Here is a 17,586-nt window from a genome sequence, read left to right on the forward strand (position 1 = left end):
AGGGGCGCCGCCGCCGGTGCTCAGATTGCCTTGATTTCCTTGATCTTGTTGCCCTCGCCCAGCAGCACGACCTTGGGCTTGTGGCTGGCGACTTCCTCTTCGTTCATCGGCGCATAGGTGCAGATGATCAGCAGGTCGCCCACGTGGGCGCGGCGTGCAGCGGCACCGTTGAGCGAGATTTCCCCGGAGCCGCGCTTGCCCTTGATGATGTAGGTGGAGAAGCGCTCGCCGTTGTTGACGTTGTACAGCTCGATCTTCTCGTACTCGCGCATGTCGGCGGCGTCGAGGAGATCCTCGTCGATGCCACACGAGCCTTCGTAGTCCAGATCGGCCTGGGTGACCGTCGCGCGGTGCAGCTTGGCGCGAAGCATGTTGCGTTGCATGAAGCTATCCTTGAAACAAAAGATGAAATCGCCACTGGCGGCCAGGCCGGCGTCATGACACCAGCCGGGCCGCCGTCTCCGTTGTTATGTGGCGGCGCTCGTGGCGGCGGGCGCGCGCACTACCTGGCCGCCCTGGCTGAGCAGGCAGGCGGCCACGATGTCGTCTTCGCGGTTGATGACCAGGCCGCCATCCTTGTCGATGATCAGCTTGAGGAAATCGAGCACGTTTCGGGCGTAGAGGGCGGAGGCGTCGGCCGCCACCATCGACGCGAGGTTGGTGTAGCCCACCAGCGTGACGCCGTGCTTGACGACCACGCGGTCGGCTTCGGTCAGCGGGCAGTTGCCGCCTTGCGCGGCGGCCAGGTCGACCACCACCGAGCCCGGCTTCATCGCCTGGACGGTTGCTTCGGACAGCAGCGTCGGCGCGCGGCGGCCCGGGATCAGCGCGGTCGTGATGACGATGTCGGCCTGCTTGGCGCGCTCGTGCACGAGTTCGGCCTGGCGGCGCATCCAGTCGGGCGGCATCGGGCGGGCATAGCCGCCGACGCCCTGGGCGATCTCGCGTTCTTCGTCGGTGAGGAACGGGACGTCGAGGAATTTCGCGCCCAGCGATTCGATCTGTTCCTTCACGGCGGGGCGCACGTCGGACGCTTCGATCACGGCGCCCAGGCGCTTGGCGGTGGCAATCGCCTGCAGCCCCGCCACGCCCGCGCCGAGGATGAGCACGCGCGCGGCCTTCACCGTGCCGGCGGCCGTCATCAGCATCGGCATGAAGCGCTGGTAATGATTGGCCGCCACCATCACGGCCTTGTAGCCGGCGATGTTGGCCTGCGACGAGAGCACGTCCATGCTCTGCGCGCGCGTGGTGCGGGGCGCCGCTTCCAGCGCGAATGCGGTGACATTGGCCGCAGCCAGGCGCGCCGTGTTGTCGTCGTCGAACGGATTGAGCATGCCGACCAGCACCGCGCCCGGCTGCATCTGCGCCAGCTCCGCCGGTTCAGGCGAGCGCACCTTCAGCACGATCTGCGCACCGAGCGCTTCGGCGGCGGTGCCGATCCGGGCGCCGGCCGCCACATAGGCTTCGTCAGGCTGGGCGGCAGCGACGCCGGCGCCCGATTGCACCGTGACCTGGTGGCCTTGCGCGACGTACTTCTTCACCGTCTCCGGGGTCGCGGCAACGCGCGTCTCGTCCGCCCGCGTCTCCTGCGGGATGCCGATGTGCATCGTGTTCTCCTCGTCGTGGTGCGCGCGATGCGGAACGGCGCGCAGATCGGTTTTTTGTTGAACGATGTGGAGCTTACCCGAACTTTTTGGCAGGCGGACCGGCCCTGAAGACCTGCTCGATCATGAGCATTCGCTTAGCGGCACGCGCTGGATTGTCGCGCCGACCCCGCTCTTTGTTGCAACTCAATTGCAATTAGGATAGCGTGGCCGTTTTCGACGCGTTCAGTATTGCCATGCAGCGTAGACGATGTCTTATCCCCTTGCACGCAAGGTGGAGCCTAACCGGGGCGGTTTTGTGCAGCGCATCAAGCATGGCCGCCGCCGAGACGGTCCCAACGTTTGCGCTGGACGAATCGATCGTGCTGGGCTCCGCGGGCGACGAACGTTTGCGCGCGCGGCGGGCGAGCTCCGCTACGCTGACCGACACGCCGCTCAAGGATGTGCCGCAGTCGGTGGGCGTCGTCACGCGCGGCGCGCTCGATGACTTTGGCGCAACACGTCTGGACACGGCGCTTGACTGGGTCAGCGGGATCAGCCGGCAGAACAACCTGGGCGGCATGGCCGACAACTTCGCCATCCGCGGCTTTGCGGGCGACCTCAACACGGGCGCGGACTATCTCGTCAACGGGTTTTCAGGCAATCGCGCCAACAGCGTGCCGGTGGACGCCGTCAACGTTGCGCGCATCGATGTGCTCAAGGGGCCGTCGGCGGCGCTGTATGGGCGCAGCGACCCCGGCGGCATCGTCAACATCGTCACGCGCACGCCGCAGTTCAGACCGTCGCGCGAGGTGACGCTGGCCGTGGGCAATCCGGACCGATACCGGCTCGCGACAGAGATGACCGGCCCGCTGTCCGAGCGCGTGGCCTATCGCCTTGGCGTGGCGGCAGAGAGCAGCCAGGGCTTCCGCGATTTTTCGTCCAGCCGGCGATACGTCGTCGCCCCGTCGTTCACGTGGCTGGCAACGGACGACACTGTCGTGACGTATGCGTTTGAGGCCGCGCAGCTGAAGACGCCGTTCGATCGCGGCATCGTCGCCATGAACCAGCAGCTCGGTGCGCTGCCGCCGTCGCGCTTTCTCGGTGAGCCGGGGGACGGCGATACGACCGTGCGCACGCAAAGCCATCATCTGACGGTCGAGCACCAGCTGAACCATGGCTGGAAGCTCAATGGCGGGCTGCAGTATCGAGCGTCGCAACTGTTCGGGAAGTCGTCGGATGCGGCGAGCCTGCAGGCGGACGGCCGCACCCTGTGGCGCCAGGCCCGCGAGCGCGACTATCACGCGAACGACCTCGCCGGCCGTATCGACGTGCAGGGCGATGTGCATACCGGCGCGATCCGACATACGCTGGTGGCCGGCGCCGATTTCTACAACTTCCGCTACGACCCGGTGCTGTACCGTGTCAACCCGAGCGCCGCCGCGCCGTATGCCATCGATATTTTCGACCCCGTCTACGGCCAGCCGCGCCCGAGCATGCGGCCGAGCATCAGCACGCGCGAGTTCCAGCGCGGTTTCGGCGCGTTCGTGCAGGACCAGATTGCCCTGTCCGCGCAATGGAAGCTGCTGGCCGGCGTGCGCATGGACCGCTTCCTGCAGCACGCCGACAATCGCCTGACAGGCACGCGTGTCGCGCAGCAGCAGACGGCCTACAGCCCGCGCATCGGCATCGTGTATCAGCCCCTGCCCACGCTGTCGCTGTACGCCAATACGTCGCGTTCGTTCCGGCCCAACACGGGCGTGGGCGCGCAGGGCAACGCGTTCGCGCCCGAGCGTGGGCGCGGCTACGAAGTGGGCGCCAAGTTGGAAACCGCCGACGGCCGGCTCGGTGGCACGCTGGCGCTGTACTCGATCGACAAGACGAACGTACTGACGGGCGATCCGCGCGATGCGACGTTCCAGCGCACGGCGGGTGCGGTGCGCAGCCGCGGTGTCGAGCTCGATGTGTCGGGGCAGGTGACGAAGAACGTCAAGATGCTGGCCACGTATGCCTATACCGACGCCCATGTCACCGCCGATACGGTGCTGCCGCGAGGCGCGCCACTGTCGAACATTCCGCGTCATAGCGCCAGCGTACTCGGCCTGTATGAGTTTGGCGCGGGCGCGTTGGGCAGGGCCGGCGCGGGTGGTGGCGTGGTCTACGTAGGTGAGCGCGCCGGCAACAGCGTCAACAACGGTTTCAAGCTTCCCGCCTACACCACCGTGCGCCTGCATGGCTATGTGCAGCCGACGCGCGCACTGCGTTTTTCGCTCACGGTCGATAACCTGTTCGACAAGCGCTACTACGCCAGTTCGTACAACGAGCTGTGGGTGGCCCCAGGCGCGGAGCGGCAGATCACGCTGGCCGCGACCTACAAGTTCTGACGATGGGGGTCGGTTCTTCGCGGCTTGCCGCAGTGGATGCGCTGCGCGGCCTCGTGATGACACTGATGGTGGTCGACCATCTGCGTGAGTTCTTCTTCCTGCACGCGCAGGTGGCAGACCCCGTCGATCTGGCGGTCACTTCGCCGGCGCTGGCGCTGACACGCTTTGCCAGTCACCCGTGCGCGCCGGTATTCGTGTTTCTGGCGGGCATGTCGGCGTGGCTGTCCGCGCAGAAGCCCGGCGCGGATCGGCTCGGTGTGTCGGCGCATCTGGTCCAGCGTGGGCTGTTCCTCGTGGTCCTGGAGTTGACCGTCGTGAACTTTGCCTGGACGTTTGCCTTGCCGCCCACGACGGTCTATCTGCAAGTCATCTGGACGATCGGCTTGTCGATGATCGCGCTGGCGGGGCTGATCTGGCTGCCGCGCGGCGGGTTGCTGGCGGTCTCGCTGGTGATCGTGGCGGGGCACAACCTGCTCACGCAGACGCATCTGGCGCCGGGTTCCACGTGGCATGCGCTGTGGGCGGTGCTGCATCAGCGCGACTGGATTGTGCTGGGCGATGCGCTGCGGCTGCGCACGTCGTATCCGGCGCTCGCGTGGGTCGGTGTGATCGGCCTCGGTTATGCGTTTGCGCCGGCGTATGCGCGGCGCTCACCGGAGGCGCGGCGGGCGTTGTGTTGGCGGCTGGGCGTGGCGAGCCTGATCGGGTTTACGATGCTGCGCGCGTTCAACGGCTATGGCGAGCCGCAACCGTGGGCCGGTTACCCTGATGCGCTGGGCACCGCCGTGTCGTTCCTCAATCTCACCAAGTACCCACCGTCGCTGGATTTCCTGCTGCTGACGCTCGGCTTGGGCCTGTGTGCGCTGGCATGGCTCGACCGCCTGCCCGTACGCGCAGCGCACGTGCTGCAGACGCTGGGCGCTGCGCCCATGTTCTTCTATCTGCTGCATCTCTATCTGCTGCACGTCGCCTATCTGGCGGCGTTCCACCTGTTCGGCGCCAACCACGGCTCGCGTTTCGGCTTCGATTCCGTCTGGCAGCTGTGGGCGGCATGGCTGCCGACGCTCGCGCTGCTGTATTGGCCGACTCGCTGGTTTGCAGGGCTGCGCCGCACAGGGCGTTACCGGTGGATGCACTATTTGTGACGCCGCCGCCATCCCCAGCAGGGGTGGCCGCGGACGGCTACAATAACGCCTTGTTTTTGTTGCCTTTTTTGCCATGAACCAAGCCGTCCGCTGGAAGCCCAGCGTCACCGTTGCCGCCGTCATCGAACAGGACGGGCGCTTTCTGCTGGTGGAAGAGCACACCGACGCCGGTTTGCGCCTGAACCAGCCTGCCGGCCACCTGGACCCCGACGAAAGCCTGGTCGACGCCGTCGCACGCGAGGCGCTGGAAGAAGCCGCGCACAGCTTTGTGCCGACGGCCTTCCTGGGCTGCTACATGGCGCAGTTCCAGCCGCCGCAGGGCGATCCGGTCACCTATGTGCGGATGGCGTTCACGGGCGAACTCGGCCCCTTCGACCCGCGTCGCAAGCTCGATGACGGCATCGTCCGCACGGTATGGATGACGGCCGATGAAATCCGCGCCACCCGCGAGCGCCACCGCAGCCCGCTGCTGCTCGCCTGCGTGGAGGACTACGTGGCCGGCAAGCGCTATCCGCTCGACATCATCCACACGCATCCGAGCACCTACGGCCTGGAGGTGGTGCGATGACCAAGAGGCGCGTGGTCGTCGGTATGTCCGGCGGCGTCGATTCCTCCGTCACGGCGTGGCTGCTCAAGCAGCAGGGCTATGACGTCGTCGGCCTGTTCATGAAGAACTGGGAAGACGATGACGACAGCGAATACTGCTCGACCCGGCAGGACTGGATCGACGTGGTGTCGGTGGCCGACCTGATCGGCGTGGACGTCGAGGCCGTCAACTTTGCCGCCGAGTACAAGGACCGCGTGTTCGCCGATTTCCTGCGCGAATACTCGGCCGGCCGCACGCCGAACCCCGATGTGCTGTGCAACGCCGAGATCAAGTTCAAGGCCTTCCTCGACCACGCGATGGCGCTCGGCGCTGACACCATTGCCACCGGCCACTACGCCCGCGTGCGCGAAGTCGACGGCCGCTTCGAGTTGCTCAAGGCGTTCGACCACACGAAAGACCAGAGCTATTTCCTGCATCGCCTGAACCAGGCGCAACTGTCGCGCACGCTGTTTCCGCTGGGGGAGATTCCGAAGACGAAAGTGCGGGAGATTGCTGCGGAGATCGGCCTGCCCAATGCCAAGAAGAAGGATTCCACCGGCATCTGCTTTATCGGCGAGCGGCCGTTTCGCGATTTCCTGAATCGCTACCTGCCGACCAAGCCCGGCCCGATCAAGACGCCGGACGGCAAGACCATCGGCGAGCACATCGGCCTGGCGTTCTACACGCTGGGGCAGCGCAAGGGCATCGGCATCGGCGGCAGCCGCGACGGCAACGGCGATGCCTGGTACGTGGCCCGCAAGGACATGGCGGCCAACACGTTGTATGTGGTGCAAGGTCACGACCACCCGTGGCTGCTGGCGCATACCGTGCACGCTGACGATCTGAGCTGGGTGGCCGGCCACGCGCCGGCGCAAGGCACGCTGCTGGCCGCCAAGACGCGCTATCGCCAGGCCGACGCGCCCTGCGCCGTGGTTCGCGCTGCCGGGGGTGCGCTCACGTTGAGCTTCCCCGAGGCCCAGTGGGCCGTGACACCCGGTCAGTCCGCCGTGCTGTACGACGGCGAGGTGTGCCTGGGCGGCGGCATCATTTCCGCGGCCGAGCCGGCCACCATCGAAAAGGCGGTCGCCTGATCGGTTTCCGCAACATGGCGTTGTGACGGCTGCGGCCATCGCCGCGCTCGTTTAAGCTGGCGCCCACGTTTGCTTCCACACAGGGTTTGCCATGCTGCCACGCCGTTACTGGGCCTTCGCGGGTGTTGTGCTGTTGTTTGTCGTCACCGCGGGGTTTGCGGTGGCGGGGCGCCTGCACTGGGCCTGCGCGGTGATCCCCGGGGTCTTCGTACTTCTGGGCCTGCACGACCTCACGCAGACGCGCCATTCGGTGCTGCGCAACTACCCGCTGTGGGGTCACCTGCGTTTCCTGTTCGAGTTCATCCGCCCCGAAATCCGTCAGTACTTCGTTGAGGACGATACCGACGAGAAACCGTTCTCGCGGGCCCAGCGCAGCATTGTCTACCAGCGCGCCAAGGGCGAAGTCGACAGCCGCCCGTTCGGGACCGAGGTCGACGTGAAGGTGCCGGGGCACGAGTGGATCGGCCACTCGCTCGCGCCTACGCGCATCGCGTCGTCCGATTTTCGCGTGATGGTGGGCGAGGGGCGCGCCCAGCCGTATTCGATGTCGGTGTTCAACATCTCGGCGATGAGCTTCGGGGCGCTCTCGGGCAACGCCATCCGGGCGCTGAACCGCGGCGCGAAGCTCGGCAACTTCATCCATGACACGGGCGAGGGTTCGATCTCGCCGTACCACCGCGAAGAAGGCGGCGACCTGATCTGGGAAGTCGCTTCCGGCTATTTCGGCTGCCGCGACGCCAACGGCCGCTTCGACCCCGAGCGCTTCGCCGAGCAGGCGCGCAGCCCGCAGGTGAAGATGATCGAGGTGAAGCTGTCGCAGGGTGCCAAGCCGGGCCACGGCGGCGTGCTGCCCGCGGCCAAGGTGACGCCGGAAATTGCCGCCACGCGCGGCATCCCGATCGGGCAGGACTGCATCTCGCCGGCTTCGCATTCCGAGTTCTCTACGCCGCTCGGTTTGCTGCAATTCGTCGACCGGCTGCGCACGCTGTCCGGCGGCAAGCCCACCGGCTTCAAGCTGTGCATCGGGCACCCGTGGGAGTTCTTCGGCATCGTCAAGGCGATGCTGGAGTCGGGCATCCTGCCGGACTTCATCGTCGTGGATGGCGCCGAGGGCGGCACGGGCGCCGCACCGCTTGAATTTACCGACCACGTCGGCACACCGCTGCAGGAAGGGCTGCTGCTGGTGCACAACACGCTGGTCGGCACCAACCTGCGTGACAAGATCAGGATTGGCGCGTCGGGCAAGATCGTCACCGCGTTCGACGTGGCGCGCACGCTGGCGATGGGCGCCGACTGGTGCAACGCGGCGCGCGGCTTCATGTTTGCGCTGGGCTGCATCCAGGCGCAGAAATGTCACACCGACCGCTGCCCGACCGGCGTGGCCACGCAGGATCCGTCTCGCCAGAAAGCGCTGGTGGTGCCGGACAAGGCCGAGCGCGTGCATCAATATCACCGGCACACGCTGCATGCACTGCTGGAGCTGACGCAGGCAGCGGGGCTGCAGCATCCGGCGGATTTCCGTGCGCACCACATCGTACGGCGCGTGTCGGGCAACGAGGTGCAGTTGCTCTCGGCGCTGCTCAAATACCTCGAGCCCGGCGATCTGCTGGCCGGGCGCTACCGTTATCAGCTATACGAACGTTACTGGCCGATGGCCCAGGCCGACCGGTTTGATCCGGTGGCCGTGTAGGGCGGCGATTTACTGCGGCTGGGTTTCGATGAAGCTCGGCCGTTTTTCCATGCGCGCGTAGAACGCGGCGAGATTGGCGTGCCGTTCGCGCCAGTCGATCTGTGGCTGGCGGAAATCGAGGTAGCCGAGCGCGCAGCCCACGGCAATGTCGGCCAGCGTCAGGTGGTTGCCGTTGCACCACGTCTTGTCGGCCAGGCCCTGCGACATGGCCTTCAGCGCGTCGTCGATCTTGTGGTTCTGGCGTGCGAGCCAGGTTTCGCTGCGCTGCTCGGGTGTGCGCTGCGTGTGTTCGATGCGCAGCATGAGCGCTGCGTCGAGCAGCCCGTCGGCGAGCGCTTCCCAGCAGCGTACTTCCACGCGCTCGCGGCCCGACGGCGGAATCAGGCGCGCCACGGGCGACAGCGTGTCGGCATATTCGGCGATCACGCGCGAGTCGAACAGGGCGCCACCGTCGTCCATCACCAGGCAGGGCACCTTGCCGAGCGGGTTGAACTGGTGGATCTGCGTGTTGGCGCTCCACACGTCTTCCAGCACGAACTGGTAGTCGATTTTCTTTTCTGCCAGGACCACGCGCACCTTGCGGGTGTACGGGCTGGCGTGCGATCCGATCAGTTTCATAGGCATGTCATGTTGGAGGCGGAAGTATAGCTGGGGGCTTTCCCGAGTGCCGTGCGAAGCGCTTCAACCAAAGGGCGGCTTGTCAGGCGTCGGATCGACCGTAAAGCCGGGGTGCCGGATGGTAAAATCGCGGGTTCGCTCTTGCGCCGTCCGGGCGCTCCCGACTCAACGCTCGATGGGGCGCCCGGGTTGTCCGGATTGAGATTCCCTTCACATTTTTCCCCGCCTGCCATGTCGTCGCTTTCTGCTCTGACCGCCCTGTCTCCCATCGATGGCCGCTACGCCGCCAAGGCCGATCCGCTGCGTGAGTGGCTGTCGGAAGCCGCTTTCATGCGCAATCGCGTGAAGGTGGAGGTGCACTGGCTGATCGCCCTGTCGCAGGCGGGCCTGGCGGAAATCCCACGTTTTTCGGCCGACGCCGAGCGCGCGCTGCTGGCCTTGGTCGAGAACTTTGCCGAAGCAGACGCCGCCCGCATCAAAGAGATCGAAGCCGTCACCAACCATGACGTGAAGGCCGTCGAATACTGGATGAAGGAGCGCGTGAAGGGCAACCCGGAACTCGAAGCCGCGAGCGAATTCATCCACTTTGCCTGCACATCGGAAGACATCAACAATACCTCGCACGGCATGATGCTCAAAGGCGCGCGCGACACGGTGATCGTGCCGGCGCTGCGCCGCGTCCAGGCGCGCCTGGTGGAACTGGCTCACGCCAACGCCGATGTGCCGATGCTCTCGCGCACGCACGGCCAGCCGGCCAGCCCCACCACGCTGGGCAAGGAAATGGCCAACGTGGCCGCGCGCCTGGACCGTGCCATCCGCCGCATCGAGGCCGTGGAGCTGCTCGGCAAGATGAACGGCGCGGTCGGCAACTACAACGCGCACCTGTCGGCCTACCCGTCGCTGGACTGGGAAGCCTTCTCGAAGAACGTGATCGAGCAGCGCCTGGGCCTGACGTTCAACCCGTACACGATCCAGATCGAGCCGCACGACTACATGGCCGAACTGTTCGACGCCGTGGCGCGCGCCAACACGATCATCCTCGACCTCGACCGTGACGTCTGGGGCTACATCTCGCAGGGCTACTTCAAGCAGAAGACGAAGGCCGGCGAGATCGGCTCGTCGACCATGCCGCACAAGGTCAACCCGATCGACTTCGAAAACTCGGAAGGCAACGTCGGTCTGGCCAACGCGGTGCTGCGCCACCTGTCGGAAAAGCTGCCGGTGTCGCGCTGGCAGCGTGACCTGACCGATTCGACCGTGCTGCGCAACATCGGCGTGGCGTTCGGCTACAGCCTGCTCGCGTACGACGCGTGCCTGCGCGGCCTGGGCAAGCTGGAAACCAACCCGGCCCGCCTGGCCGAAGACCTGGACAACTGCTGGGAAGTCCTGGCCGAGCCGGTGCAGACCGTGATGCGCCGCTACGGCATCGCCAATCCGTACGAGCAGTTGAAGGAACTGACGCGGGGCAAGGGTATCTCGCGCGAGGCGCTGCGTGAATTCATCGCCACGCTGGCGATTCCCGAAGACGCCCGCCAGCTGCTGCTTGACATGACGCCCGGCAGCTACATCGGCAAGGCGGCGGAACTGGCGCGCCGGATCGGCAGCGTCTGATCATTCCGAAAATTTGTTGGGCTGATACAAAGACAGCCTCCTCCGTAGCGATACGGAGGAGGCTGTTTTGCTATGGAGCGCGGGTAGAATTCGCCGGGCGGGGCTAGCGCGCGGGTGTTCCGAACATCAAAAAATTTGAACTTGTTGGTGAACTGCAGGCCGTCTGCGGCCGTCCGATCGCGCAAATAATGCACCATCGTCTGGCGCCGATGTCTGAGCCCGCAGGGCAAACCCGCCGAGCGTCTTTCCAACCGAGGGAACCGATGTCACAAGCTGCTCAACCGAATCTCGCCGTGCGTGCCGCCGACGACGGCGCCTATGGCGCTCCCGCGATCGCGCTGCATTGGATCGTCGCGCTGCTGATATTCGCGGCCTTCGGGCTTGGTCTGTACATGACCGATATCCCCGGATTCACGCCGACCAAGCTCAAGCTGTACTCGTACCATAAGTGGATCGGCATCACCGTGCTGATCTTTGCCGTCCTGCGGGTGCTTTGGCGCCTCACGCACCGTGCGCCGGCACCCGTGGCCGGTATGCCGAAGTGGCAGCACAAGGCGGCCGAAGGCGCGCACCTGGTGCTGTATCTGCTGATCCTGGCCGTGCCGCTGACCGGCTATCTGTTCAGCGTGGCGGCTGGTGTCAAGGTTGTCTACCTTGGCCTGTGGGAACTGCCGATGCCGTTCGAGAAGAGCGATGCGCTCAAGGCCGTGTTCGGCGCAGCGCATGAATGGCTGAACTGGACGATGGCCGCCATCGTCGTGCTGCACATTCTGGCCGCGCTCAAGCATCACGTGGTCGATCGTGACGGCACGCTGCGCCGCATGGTGCCGTTCTTGCGCTGAGTCGGCCGCTCTCGATCCGCTGTTCTGGTTTTCAGATGCCGGTGCACGCCGGCGCCCGTTGTTCTCCGTCTTGACCAAGATTGCCGGCACGATCCGGCCTGACCGAAGGAGTCTGATGATGAAACGCTTTGTGCGCCCCCGCGCGATTGCCCTGGTTGCCGCCGGCGCGCTCTCGATTGCTGCCGTGTCGGTATCGGCCGTTGCCCAGGTGGACGCCGCCAAGAGCAGCGTCACGGCCACCGGCAAGCAGCTCGGTGTGCCGATGGACATCAAGTTCGGCAAGTTCGACGCCACCGTCAACTACAACCCTGCCAACGTGGCCGCTTCCACGGCCAAGGTCGACATCGATATCAACAGCGTCGATGTGGGCGACAAGGCCTACAACGACGAACTGAAGAAGAAGGATTGGTTTGACGCCGCCAAGTATCCGAAAGCCACCTTCGTCTCGTCGGCGTTCAAGCCGGGCGCGGGCGGCAAGGTGGATGTGGTCGGCAAGCTGACCATCAAGGGTGTCACGCAGGATGTGACCGCGCCCGTCACCTTCAGGCAGGAAGGCGCCAACCAGGTCTTTGAAGGCGCGCTGCCCATCAAGCGCAACGCGTTCAAGGTCGGCGATGGTGAATGGAAGGATACGTCCGTCGTCGCGGACGACGTGACGATCAAGTTCCGCGTCGTCATCGCCAAGAAGTAACTTGCTGGATCAGGTTATCCACCCGACGTTTTTTCGGCTCAATCGCCGCTTTTCTCCGCAGGAGTTCTCATGAAATTGCGTACCCTCGTTGCCGCACTGTCGGCTGTTGCAGCCAGCGCCGCCTTTGCTGCACCGGCCACGTATCAGCTGGACCCGAGCCACACCTACCCCAGCTTCGAAGCCGACCACATGGGCGGGCTGTCGAAGTGGCGCGGCAAGTTCGAAAAGTCCAGCGGGACCGTGACCCTGGACCGCCAGGCCAAGAAGGGCACCATCGACGTGACCGTGCAGACCGACAGCATCGACTTCGGTCACGCCAAGATGAACGAGCACGCCAAGAGCCCCGACCTGTTCGACGTGGCCAAGTACCCGACCGCCACGTTCAAGGGCGAATTCACCAAGTTCAAGGGCGACGTGCCGACCGAAGCCGAGGGTCAGCTCACGCTGCGCGGCGTGACCAAGCCGGTCAAGATGGAAATCGATTCGTTCAAGTGCATGCAGCACCCGATGCTCAAGCGCGAAGTGTGCGGCGCCGACGCCGAAGTGACGTTCAAGCGGGACGAGTTCGGCCTCGACTACGGCAAGGCCTACGGTTTCAACATGGAAACCAAGCTGAAGATCCAGGTCGAGGGCATCAAGCAGGACACGAACGTCGCCCAGCAGTAAGCGCGCGACGCCCAAGAAAAAGCCCCGCGATTGCGGGGCTTTTTGTTGCCTGCGGGGCCGCAGGGGAGGGGTCAGACCTGTGCGCCGAAGTTCGGGTCATCCTTCGGGCCGCCGGCCTTTTTCTCGCCCTTGACAAGGTCTTCGCGCTTGACGCCGAGCCACATGCACAGCGCCGCCGCCACGAACACCGACGAATAGATGCCGAACAGAATGCCGATGGTCAGCGCGAGGGCGAAGTAGTGCAGCGTCGGGCCGCCGAACACCAGCATCGACAGCACCATCATTTCCGTCGAACCGTGCGTGATGATCGTGCGCGAGATCGTGCTGGTGATGGCGTGATCGATGATCTCGTGCGTGTTCATCTTCCGGTACTTGCGGAATGCCTCGCGGATCCGGTCGAAGATCACCACGGATTCGTTCACCGAATAGCCGAGCACCGCCAGCACGGCCGCCAGCACCGACAGGGAGAACTCCCACTGGAAGAACGCGAAGAAGCCCAGGATGATGACGATGTCGTGCAGGTTGGCGATCACGCCCGCCACGGCGAACTTCCACTCGAAGCGCACCGACAGGTAGATCACGATGCCGACCACCACGAACAGCAGCGCCAGCAGGCCGTCCGTGGCGAGCTCCTTGCCCACCTGCGGGCCGACGAACTCGACGCGCTGCAGCTTGGCGTCGGGGCTGGCGGCATTCAGGGCCGCCATCACCTGCTGGCTTTGCACGGCCGAGGCGATGGGCTTGCCGTCGGGGCCGTTCTTGAGCGGCAGGCGGATCATCACGTCGCGCGAGGTGCCGAAGTTCTGCACCTGCGCATCGGCGTAGCCCAGCTTTTCAACGTCGGCGCGGATCTTCGGCAGATCGGCGGCCTGGGTGTAGGCGACTTCCATCACCGTGCCACCCGTGAACTCCACCGACAGGTGCAGCCCCTTGTGGAACAGGAAGAAGACAGCGGCGATAAACGTCAGGAACGACACGGCGTTGAGAATCAACGCGTGCTTCATGAACGGAATGTCGCGGCGGATGCGGAAAAACTCCATGGTCTGCCCTTTGTGGCAACCGGCCCCTGGTGTGCTGGGCCGGTGCCGGTTATGCAAGATTCAGTGGTGGATGTGCCTTACTGCTGCGCCGGCGACTGGCTGTTGCCGGGCTTCCATACCTGGCCGATCGCCAGGCCCTGCAGCTTCTTGCGGCGGCCATACCAGAGATTGACCAGGGCGCGGTTGAAGAACACCGCCGAGAACATCGAGGTCAGGATGCCCAGGCAGTGCACCACCGCAAAGCCGCGCACCGGGCCCGAACCGAACGCCAGCAGCGCCAGGCCGGCGATCAGCGTGGTCACGTTCGAATCGAGGATGGTCGCCCAGGCGCGCTCGAAGCCGGCGGCGATCGCCATCTGGGCCGAGGCGCCGTTGCGCAGTTCTTCACGGATGCGCTCGTTGATCAGCACGTTGGCGTCGATGGCCATGCCGAGTGCCAGCGCGATGGCCGCAATGCCCGGCAGGGTCAGCGTGGCCTGCAGCATCGACAGGATGGCGATCAGCAGCAACACGTTCACGCCCAGCGCCACCACCGAGAAGGCGCCGAACAGCATGTAGTACACGATCATGAACAGCGAGACGGCGGCAAAGCCGTACGCTGCGGAGTCAAAACCCTTGCGGATGTTGTCGGCACCGAGCGAAGGGCCGATCGTGCGTTCTTCGATGATCTCCATCGGCGCGGCGAGCGAGCCGGCGCGCAGCAGCAGCGCGAGGTCAGCCGACGCCTCCGTCGAACCCATGCCCGTGATCTGGAAGCGCGAGCCCAGTTCCGATTGGATGGTCGCTACTGTCAGCACTTCGCCCTTGCCCTTCTCGAAGAGCACGATGCCCATGCGCTTGCCGATGTTCTCGCGCGACACGTCGCGCAGCACGCGGCCGCCCTGGCCATCGAGTGTGATGTCGACCGACGGATTGTGGTTCTGGTCGAAGCCGGCGGAGGCGCTGGTGATGCGGTCGCCCGTGAAGATCACCTGCTTCTGCAGCAGCACCGGCGCACCGCGGCCCTGCGTGAAGAGCTCGTCGCCCAGAGGTACCGGGTCGCCGGCGCGTGGCAGCAGCGGTGCGTTCGGGTCGGCCAGGCGCGCTTCCAGGGTGGCGGTACGGCCAATGATGTCCTTGGCCTTGGCGGTGTCCTGCACGCCGGGCAGCTGGACGACGATGCGGTCCGGTCCCTGCTGCTGGATCACCGGTTCGGCCACGCCGAGTTCGTTCACGCGGTTGTGCAGCGTGACGATGTTCTGCTTGATGGCGTTGTCCTGCACTTCCTTCATCGCCGCAGCGGTGAAGGTGCCGGCGAGCGTGGCGCCATCGGCCGTCTTGTCGACGTTGAAAGCGAGCTCGCGCATGGAGTCGGCCAGCATGCCGCGGGCGCGCTCGGCATCGTCGGCGCTGCCGAACTTGATGGTCAGGGCCGAGCCGTTGCGGTCGATGCCGTTGTGGCGGATGCCCTTGTCGCGCAGTTGCGTGCGGATGTCGCCCGCCAGCGAGTCGAGCTTCTTGGTCAGCGCGCCCTTCATGTCGACCTGCAGCAGGAAGTGCACGCCGCCACGCAGGTCCAGGCCAAGGTACATCGGCAGCGCGTGGATGGCGGTCAGCCAGCGCGGCGAGCCCGACAGCAGGTTCAGCGCGACGATGTAGGTCGGATCATTCGGATCGGTGTTCAGGCCGCGGGCGAGCGCGTCCTTGGCCTTGAGCTGCGTGTCGGTGTCGGCAAAACGCACGCGCACGCTGCTGGAGGCGCCGTTGGTGTCGAAGAACACGCCGTTGGGCTGTATGTTGGCCGCGGCCAGCAGGCTCTCCACCTGCTTCTGCGTGTTCAGGTCGACCTTGACGGTCGCCTTGCCGGAAGACACCTGCACGGCAGGCGCCTCGCCGAAGAAGTTCGGCAGCGTATAGAGGAACCCGATGGCAAGCGCCACCAGGATCACAAGGTATTTCCAGAGCGGATAGCGATTCATCTTGGATGGTGGTCAGTGCCCGAGGCGCTGCCTGGAGTCCTGGCGCCGCTGCCGCGCGTGCGGCACGGCGCCGGTCAAGCCGGATCGGATTACAGCGCCTTGAGCGTGCCCTTGGGCAGCACGGCCGTCACGGCGCTCTTCTGGACGGTGATTTCGGTGTTGGCAGCGATTTCGACGGTGACGAACTGCTCGGCCACCTTCGTCACCTTGCCGAGGATGCCGCCGGCGGTGACGACTTCGTCGCCCTTGGCCAGGGCTTCGAGCATCGCCTTGGTTTCTTTCTGGCGCTTCATTTGCGGGCGGATCATGATGAACCACAGCACCACGAACATCAGGATGATGGGCAGGAAGCTCATCAGGCCACCTGCTGCACCACCAGCCGCCGGTGCGGTTTGCGCGTAAGCGTCGGAAATGAGGAACACGTCAAAACTCCGTAATGGTTCGTCAATCGGTCAAAAATCGGACCGGACATTCTACCATCGCGGTGCTGCGGCAAATGGGCGCGCCCGGCGCCCCGGATCGGCGGCTTACAGGGCTCCGCGCGCGCGGTCGGCGGCAAAGCGCGCCTGGAATGCGGCAAAGCCGTGCGACTCGATGGCGGCGCGCATTTCGGCCATCAGCTCCAGGTAGTAATGCAGGTTGTGGATGGTGTTCAGGCGTGCGCCGAGGATCTCGCCCACGCGCTGCAGGTGGTGCAGGTACGCCCGCGAGAAATTGCGGCAGGTGTAACAGCCGCAGGTCTCGTCCAGCGGGCGCGGATCGTTGCGGTGCACGGCGTTCTTGATCTTGATGTCGCCAAAGCGCGTGAACAGCCAGCCGTTGCGCGCATTGCGGGTCGGCATCACGCAGTCGAACATGTCCACGCCCGCTGCCACGCCTGCCACGAGGTCTTCCGGCGTGCCCACGCCCATCAGGTAGTGCGGCTTGTCGGCCGGCAGGCGCGGCGCCACGCGCTGCAGCACGCGCATCATGTCTTCCTTGGGCTCGCCGACGGACAGACCGCCGATGGCGTAGCCGCCGAAGCCCTGGCCGCCGGCGTCGGCGTCGATCGCCTGCAGGCCGGCCAGCGATTCATCGCGCAGGTGCTCGAACATGCCGCCCTGCACGATGCCGAACAGCGCGTTCGGATTGCCTTCGCGCTCGAATTCATTGCGCGAGCGCTGCGCCCAGCGCAGGCTCATGCGCATCGAGGCCGCGGCTTCCGCCTCGGTGGCCGGCCGATCGCCGATCTTGTACGGCGTGCATTCGTCGAACTGCATGACGATGTCGGAGTTCAGCCGGCGCTGGATCTGCATGGAGATTTCCGGCGACAGGAACAGCCGGTCGCCATTGATGGGCGAGGCGAACGTCACGCCTTCTTCGGTGATCTTGCGCAGATCGCCCAGCGAAAACACCTGGAAACCGCCGGAATCGGTCAGGATGGGCTTGTCCCAGCCATTGAAGCCGTGCAGGCCCTTGTGTGCATCCATCACGTCGAGGCCCGGACGCAGCCACAGGTGGAAGGTGTTGCCCAGGATGATCTGCGCGCCGATGTCCTCGAGCTCCGCCGGCGACATCGCCTTGACTGCGCCATAGGTGCCCACCGGCATGAAGATGGGCGTTTCCACCACACCGTGGTTCAGGGTCATGCGGCCGCGCCGGGCGAGGCCATCGGTGGTGAGGAGTTCGTACTTGAGCATGG

Annotated in this window: 16 protein-coding genes; 9 read left to right on the forward strand and 7 right to left on the reverse strand. The window is 65.3% G+C overall.

The genetic code is table 11. From position 1 onward, the window contains the following. Positions 1-20 precede the first annotated feature (20 nt). The gene (panD, locus tag KHN96_RS17100; protein ID WP_045785882.1) at positions 21-383 is read right to left on the reverse strand and encodes an aspartate 1-decarboxylase; all 363 of its coding nucleotides are present in this window, start codon (positions 381-383) and stop codon (positions 21-23) included. A gap of 84 nt (positions 384-467) precedes the next feature. Next, complete coding sequence (locus KHN96_RS17105) at positions 468-1,607, reverse strand: Re/Si-specific NAD(P)(+) transhydrogenase subunit alpha (RefSeq protein ID WP_045785883.1); 1,140 nt, start codon at positions 1,605-1,607, stop codon at positions 468-470. A 311-nt stretch (positions 1,608-1,918) separates the two neighbouring features. On the opposite strand from KHN96_RS17105, the gene KHN96_RS17110 reads away from it, so the two are divergent. The 5 genes from KHN96_RS17110 to KHN96_RS17130 all read left to right on the forward strand — a co-directional run bounded on the left by KHN96_RS17110 (position 1,919) and on the right by KHN96_RS17130 (position 8,479). Continuing rightward, the gene (locus KHN96_RS17110; protein ID WP_062737946.1) at positions 1,919-3,967 is read left to right on the forward strand and encodes a TonB-dependent siderophore receptor; all 2,049 of its coding nucleotides are present in this window, start codon (positions 1,919-1,921) and stop codon (positions 3,965-3,967) included. Positions 3,968-3,969: 2 nt separating this feature from the next. Continuing rightward, the gene (locus KHN96_RS17115; protein WP_115044075.1) at positions 3,970-5,112 is read left to right on the forward strand and encodes an acetyltransferase domain-containing protein; all 1,143 of its coding nucleotides are present in this window, start codon (positions 3,970-3,972) and stop codon (positions 5,110-5,112) included. Between the two features lie 73 nt (positions 5,113-5,185). After that, positions 5,186-5,680, forward strand: coding sequence for an NUDIX hydrolase (locus KHN96_RS17120; RefSeq protein ID WP_062737944.1), 495 nt, complete (start codon positions 5,186-5,188; stop codon positions 5,678-5,680). Continuing rightward, a complete protein-coding gene (mnmA, locus tag KHN96_RS17125; RefSeq protein ID WP_062737943.1) occupies positions 5,677-6,789 on the forward strand; it encodes a tRNA 2-thiouridine(34) synthase MnmA in 1,113 nt (370 codons plus the stop codon). Before KHN96_RS17120 ends, mnmA begins: the two co-directional genes overlap by 4 nt. 91 nt (positions 6,790-6,880) lie before the next feature. Then, positions 6,881-8,479, forward strand: a complete 1,599-nt coding sequence (locus tag KHN96_RS17130; RefSeq protein WP_045785888.1) for an FMN-binding glutamate synthase family protein — start codon at positions 6,881-6,883, stop codon at positions 8,477-8,479. A gap of 9 nt (positions 8,480-8,488) precedes the next feature. On the opposite strand, the gene KHN96_RS17135 is transcribed toward KHN96_RS17130, so the two are convergent. Next, complete coding sequence (locus KHN96_RS17135; protein WP_045785889.1) at positions 8,489-9,097, reverse strand: glutathione S-transferase; 609 nt, start codon at positions 9,095-9,097, stop codon at positions 8,489-8,491. A 231-nt stretch (positions 9,098-9,328) separates the two neighbouring features. On the opposite strand from KHN96_RS17135, the gene purB reads away from it, so the two are divergent. The 4 genes from purB (at position 9,329) to KHN96_RS17155 (ending at position 12,907) form a co-directional block, all read left to right on the forward strand. After that, positions 9,329-10,708, forward strand: coding sequence for an adenylosuccinate lyase (gene purB, locus KHN96_RS17140; RefSeq protein WP_045785890.1), 1,380 nt, complete (start codon positions 9,329-9,331; stop codon positions 10,706-10,708). A gap of 263 nt (positions 10,709-10,971) precedes the next feature. Continuing rightward, positions 10,972-11,550 (forward strand): cytochrome b, encoded by a 579-nt coding sequence (locus KHN96_RS17145; protein WP_062737941.1) that lies wholly within the window; start codon positions 10,972-10,974, stop codon positions 11,548-11,550. Between the two features lie 118 nt (positions 11,551-11,668). Beyond that, positions 11,669-12,241: a YceI family protein gene (locus KHN96_RS17150; protein WP_045787768.1), complete on the forward strand. Its 573-nt coding sequence runs from the start codon at positions 11,669-11,671 to the stop codon at positions 12,239-12,241. Between the two features lie 69 nt (positions 12,242-12,310). Beyond that, positions 12,311-12,907: a YceI family protein gene (locus tag KHN96_RS17155; protein WP_045785892.1), complete on the forward strand. Its 597-nt coding sequence runs from the start codon at positions 12,311-12,313 to the stop codon at positions 12,905-12,907. Between the two features lie 71 nt (positions 12,908-12,978). On the opposite strand, the gene secF is transcribed toward KHN96_RS17155, so the two are convergent. From secF to tgt, 4 genes are all read right to left on the reverse strand, one after another. Beyond that, positions 12,979-13,947 (reverse strand): protein translocase subunit SecF, encoded by a 969-nt coding sequence (secF, locus tag KHN96_RS17160; protein WP_045785893.1) that lies wholly within the window; start codon positions 13,945-13,947, stop codon positions 12,979-12,981. Positions 13,948-14,024: 77 nt separating this feature from the next. Next, positions 14,025-15,905, reverse strand: coding sequence for a protein translocase subunit SecD (gene secD / locus KHN96_RS17165; protein ID WP_062737940.1), 1,881 nt, complete (start codon positions 15,903-15,905; stop codon positions 14,025-14,027). A gap of 89 nt (positions 15,906-15,994) precedes the next feature. Continuing rightward, positions 15,995-16,327 (reverse strand): preprotein translocase subunit YajC, encoded by a 333-nt coding sequence (gene yajC / locus KHN96_RS17170; protein WP_045785895.1) that lies wholly within the window; start codon positions 16,325-16,327, stop codon positions 15,995-15,997. Between the two features lie 105 nt (positions 16,328-16,432). Beyond that, positions 16,433-17,584: a tRNA guanosine(34) transglycosylase Tgt gene (gene tgt / locus KHN96_RS17175; RefSeq protein WP_062737939.1), complete on the reverse strand. Its 1,152-nt coding sequence runs from the start codon at positions 17,582-17,584 to the stop codon at positions 16,433-16,435. Positions 17,585-17,586: the final 2 nt, after the last annotated feature.

The organism is Ralstonia mannitolilytica, assembly GCF_905397375.1.
Classification (GTDB): domain Bacteria; phylum Pseudomonadota; class Gammaproteobacteria; order Burkholderiales; family Burkholderiaceae; genus Ralstonia; species Ralstonia mannitolilytica.

Bases quoted from the DNA above. Each gene is read 5' to 3' on its own strand.
- purB (WP_045785890.1), top strand. From the start codon at position 9,329: ATGTCGTCGCTTTCTGCTCTGACCGCCCTGTCTCCCATCGATGGCCGC.
- KHN96_RS17135 (WP_045785889.1), bottom strand. From the start codon at position 9,097: ATGAAACTGATCGGATCGCACGCCAGCCCGTACACCCGCAAGGTGCGC.
- KHN96_RS17150 (WP_045787768.1), top strand. From the start codon at position 11,669: ATGAAACGCTTTGTGCGCCCCCGCGCGATTGCCCTGGTTGCCGCCGGC.
- mnmA (WP_062737943.1), top strand. From the start codon at position 5,677: ATGACCAAGAGGCGCGTGGTCGTCGGTATGTCCGGCGGCGTCGATTCC.
- KHN96_RS17130 (WP_045785888.1), top strand. From the start codon at position 6,881: ATGCTGCCACGCCGTTACTGGGCCTTCGCGGGTGTTGTGCTGTTGTTT.
- panD (WP_045785882.1), bottom strand. From the start codon at position 383: ATGCAACGCAACATGCTTCGCGCCAAGCTGCACCGCGCGACGGTCACC.
- KHN96_RS17155 (WP_045785892.1), top strand. From the start codon at position 12,311: ATGAAATTGCGTACCCTCGTTGCCGCACTGTCGGCTGTTGCAGCCAGC.
- KHN96_RS17115 (WP_115044075.1), top strand. From the start codon at position 3,970: ATGGGGGTCGGTTCTTCGCGGCTTGCCGCAGTGGATGCGCTGCGCGGC.
- secF (WP_045785893.1), bottom strand. From the start codon at position 13,947: ATGGAGTTTTTCCGCATCCGCCGCGACATTCCGTTCATGAAGCACGCG.
- KHN96_RS17110 (WP_062737946.1), top strand. From the start codon at position 1,919: ATGGCCGCCGCCGAGACGGTCCCAACGTTTGCGCTGGACGAATCGATC.
- KHN96_RS17120 (WP_062737944.1), top strand. From the start codon at position 5,186: ATGAACCAAGCCGTCCGCTGGAAGCCCAGCGTCACCGTTGCCGCCGTC.
- KHN96_RS17145 (WP_062737941.1), top strand. From the start codon at position 10,972: ATGTCACAAGCTGCTCAACCGAATCTCGCCGTGCGTGCCGCCGACGAC.
- KHN96_RS17105 (WP_045785883.1), bottom strand. From the start codon at position 1,607: ATGCACATCGGCATCCCGCAGGAGACGCGGGCGGACGAGACGCGCGTT.
- secD (WP_062737940.1), bottom strand. From the start codon at position 15,905: ATGAATCGCTATCCGCTCTGGAAATACCTTGTGATCCTGGTGGCGCTT.
- tgt (WP_062737939.1), bottom strand. From the start codon at position 17,584: ATGCTCAAGTACGAACTCCTCACCACCGATGGCCTCGCCCGGCGCGGC.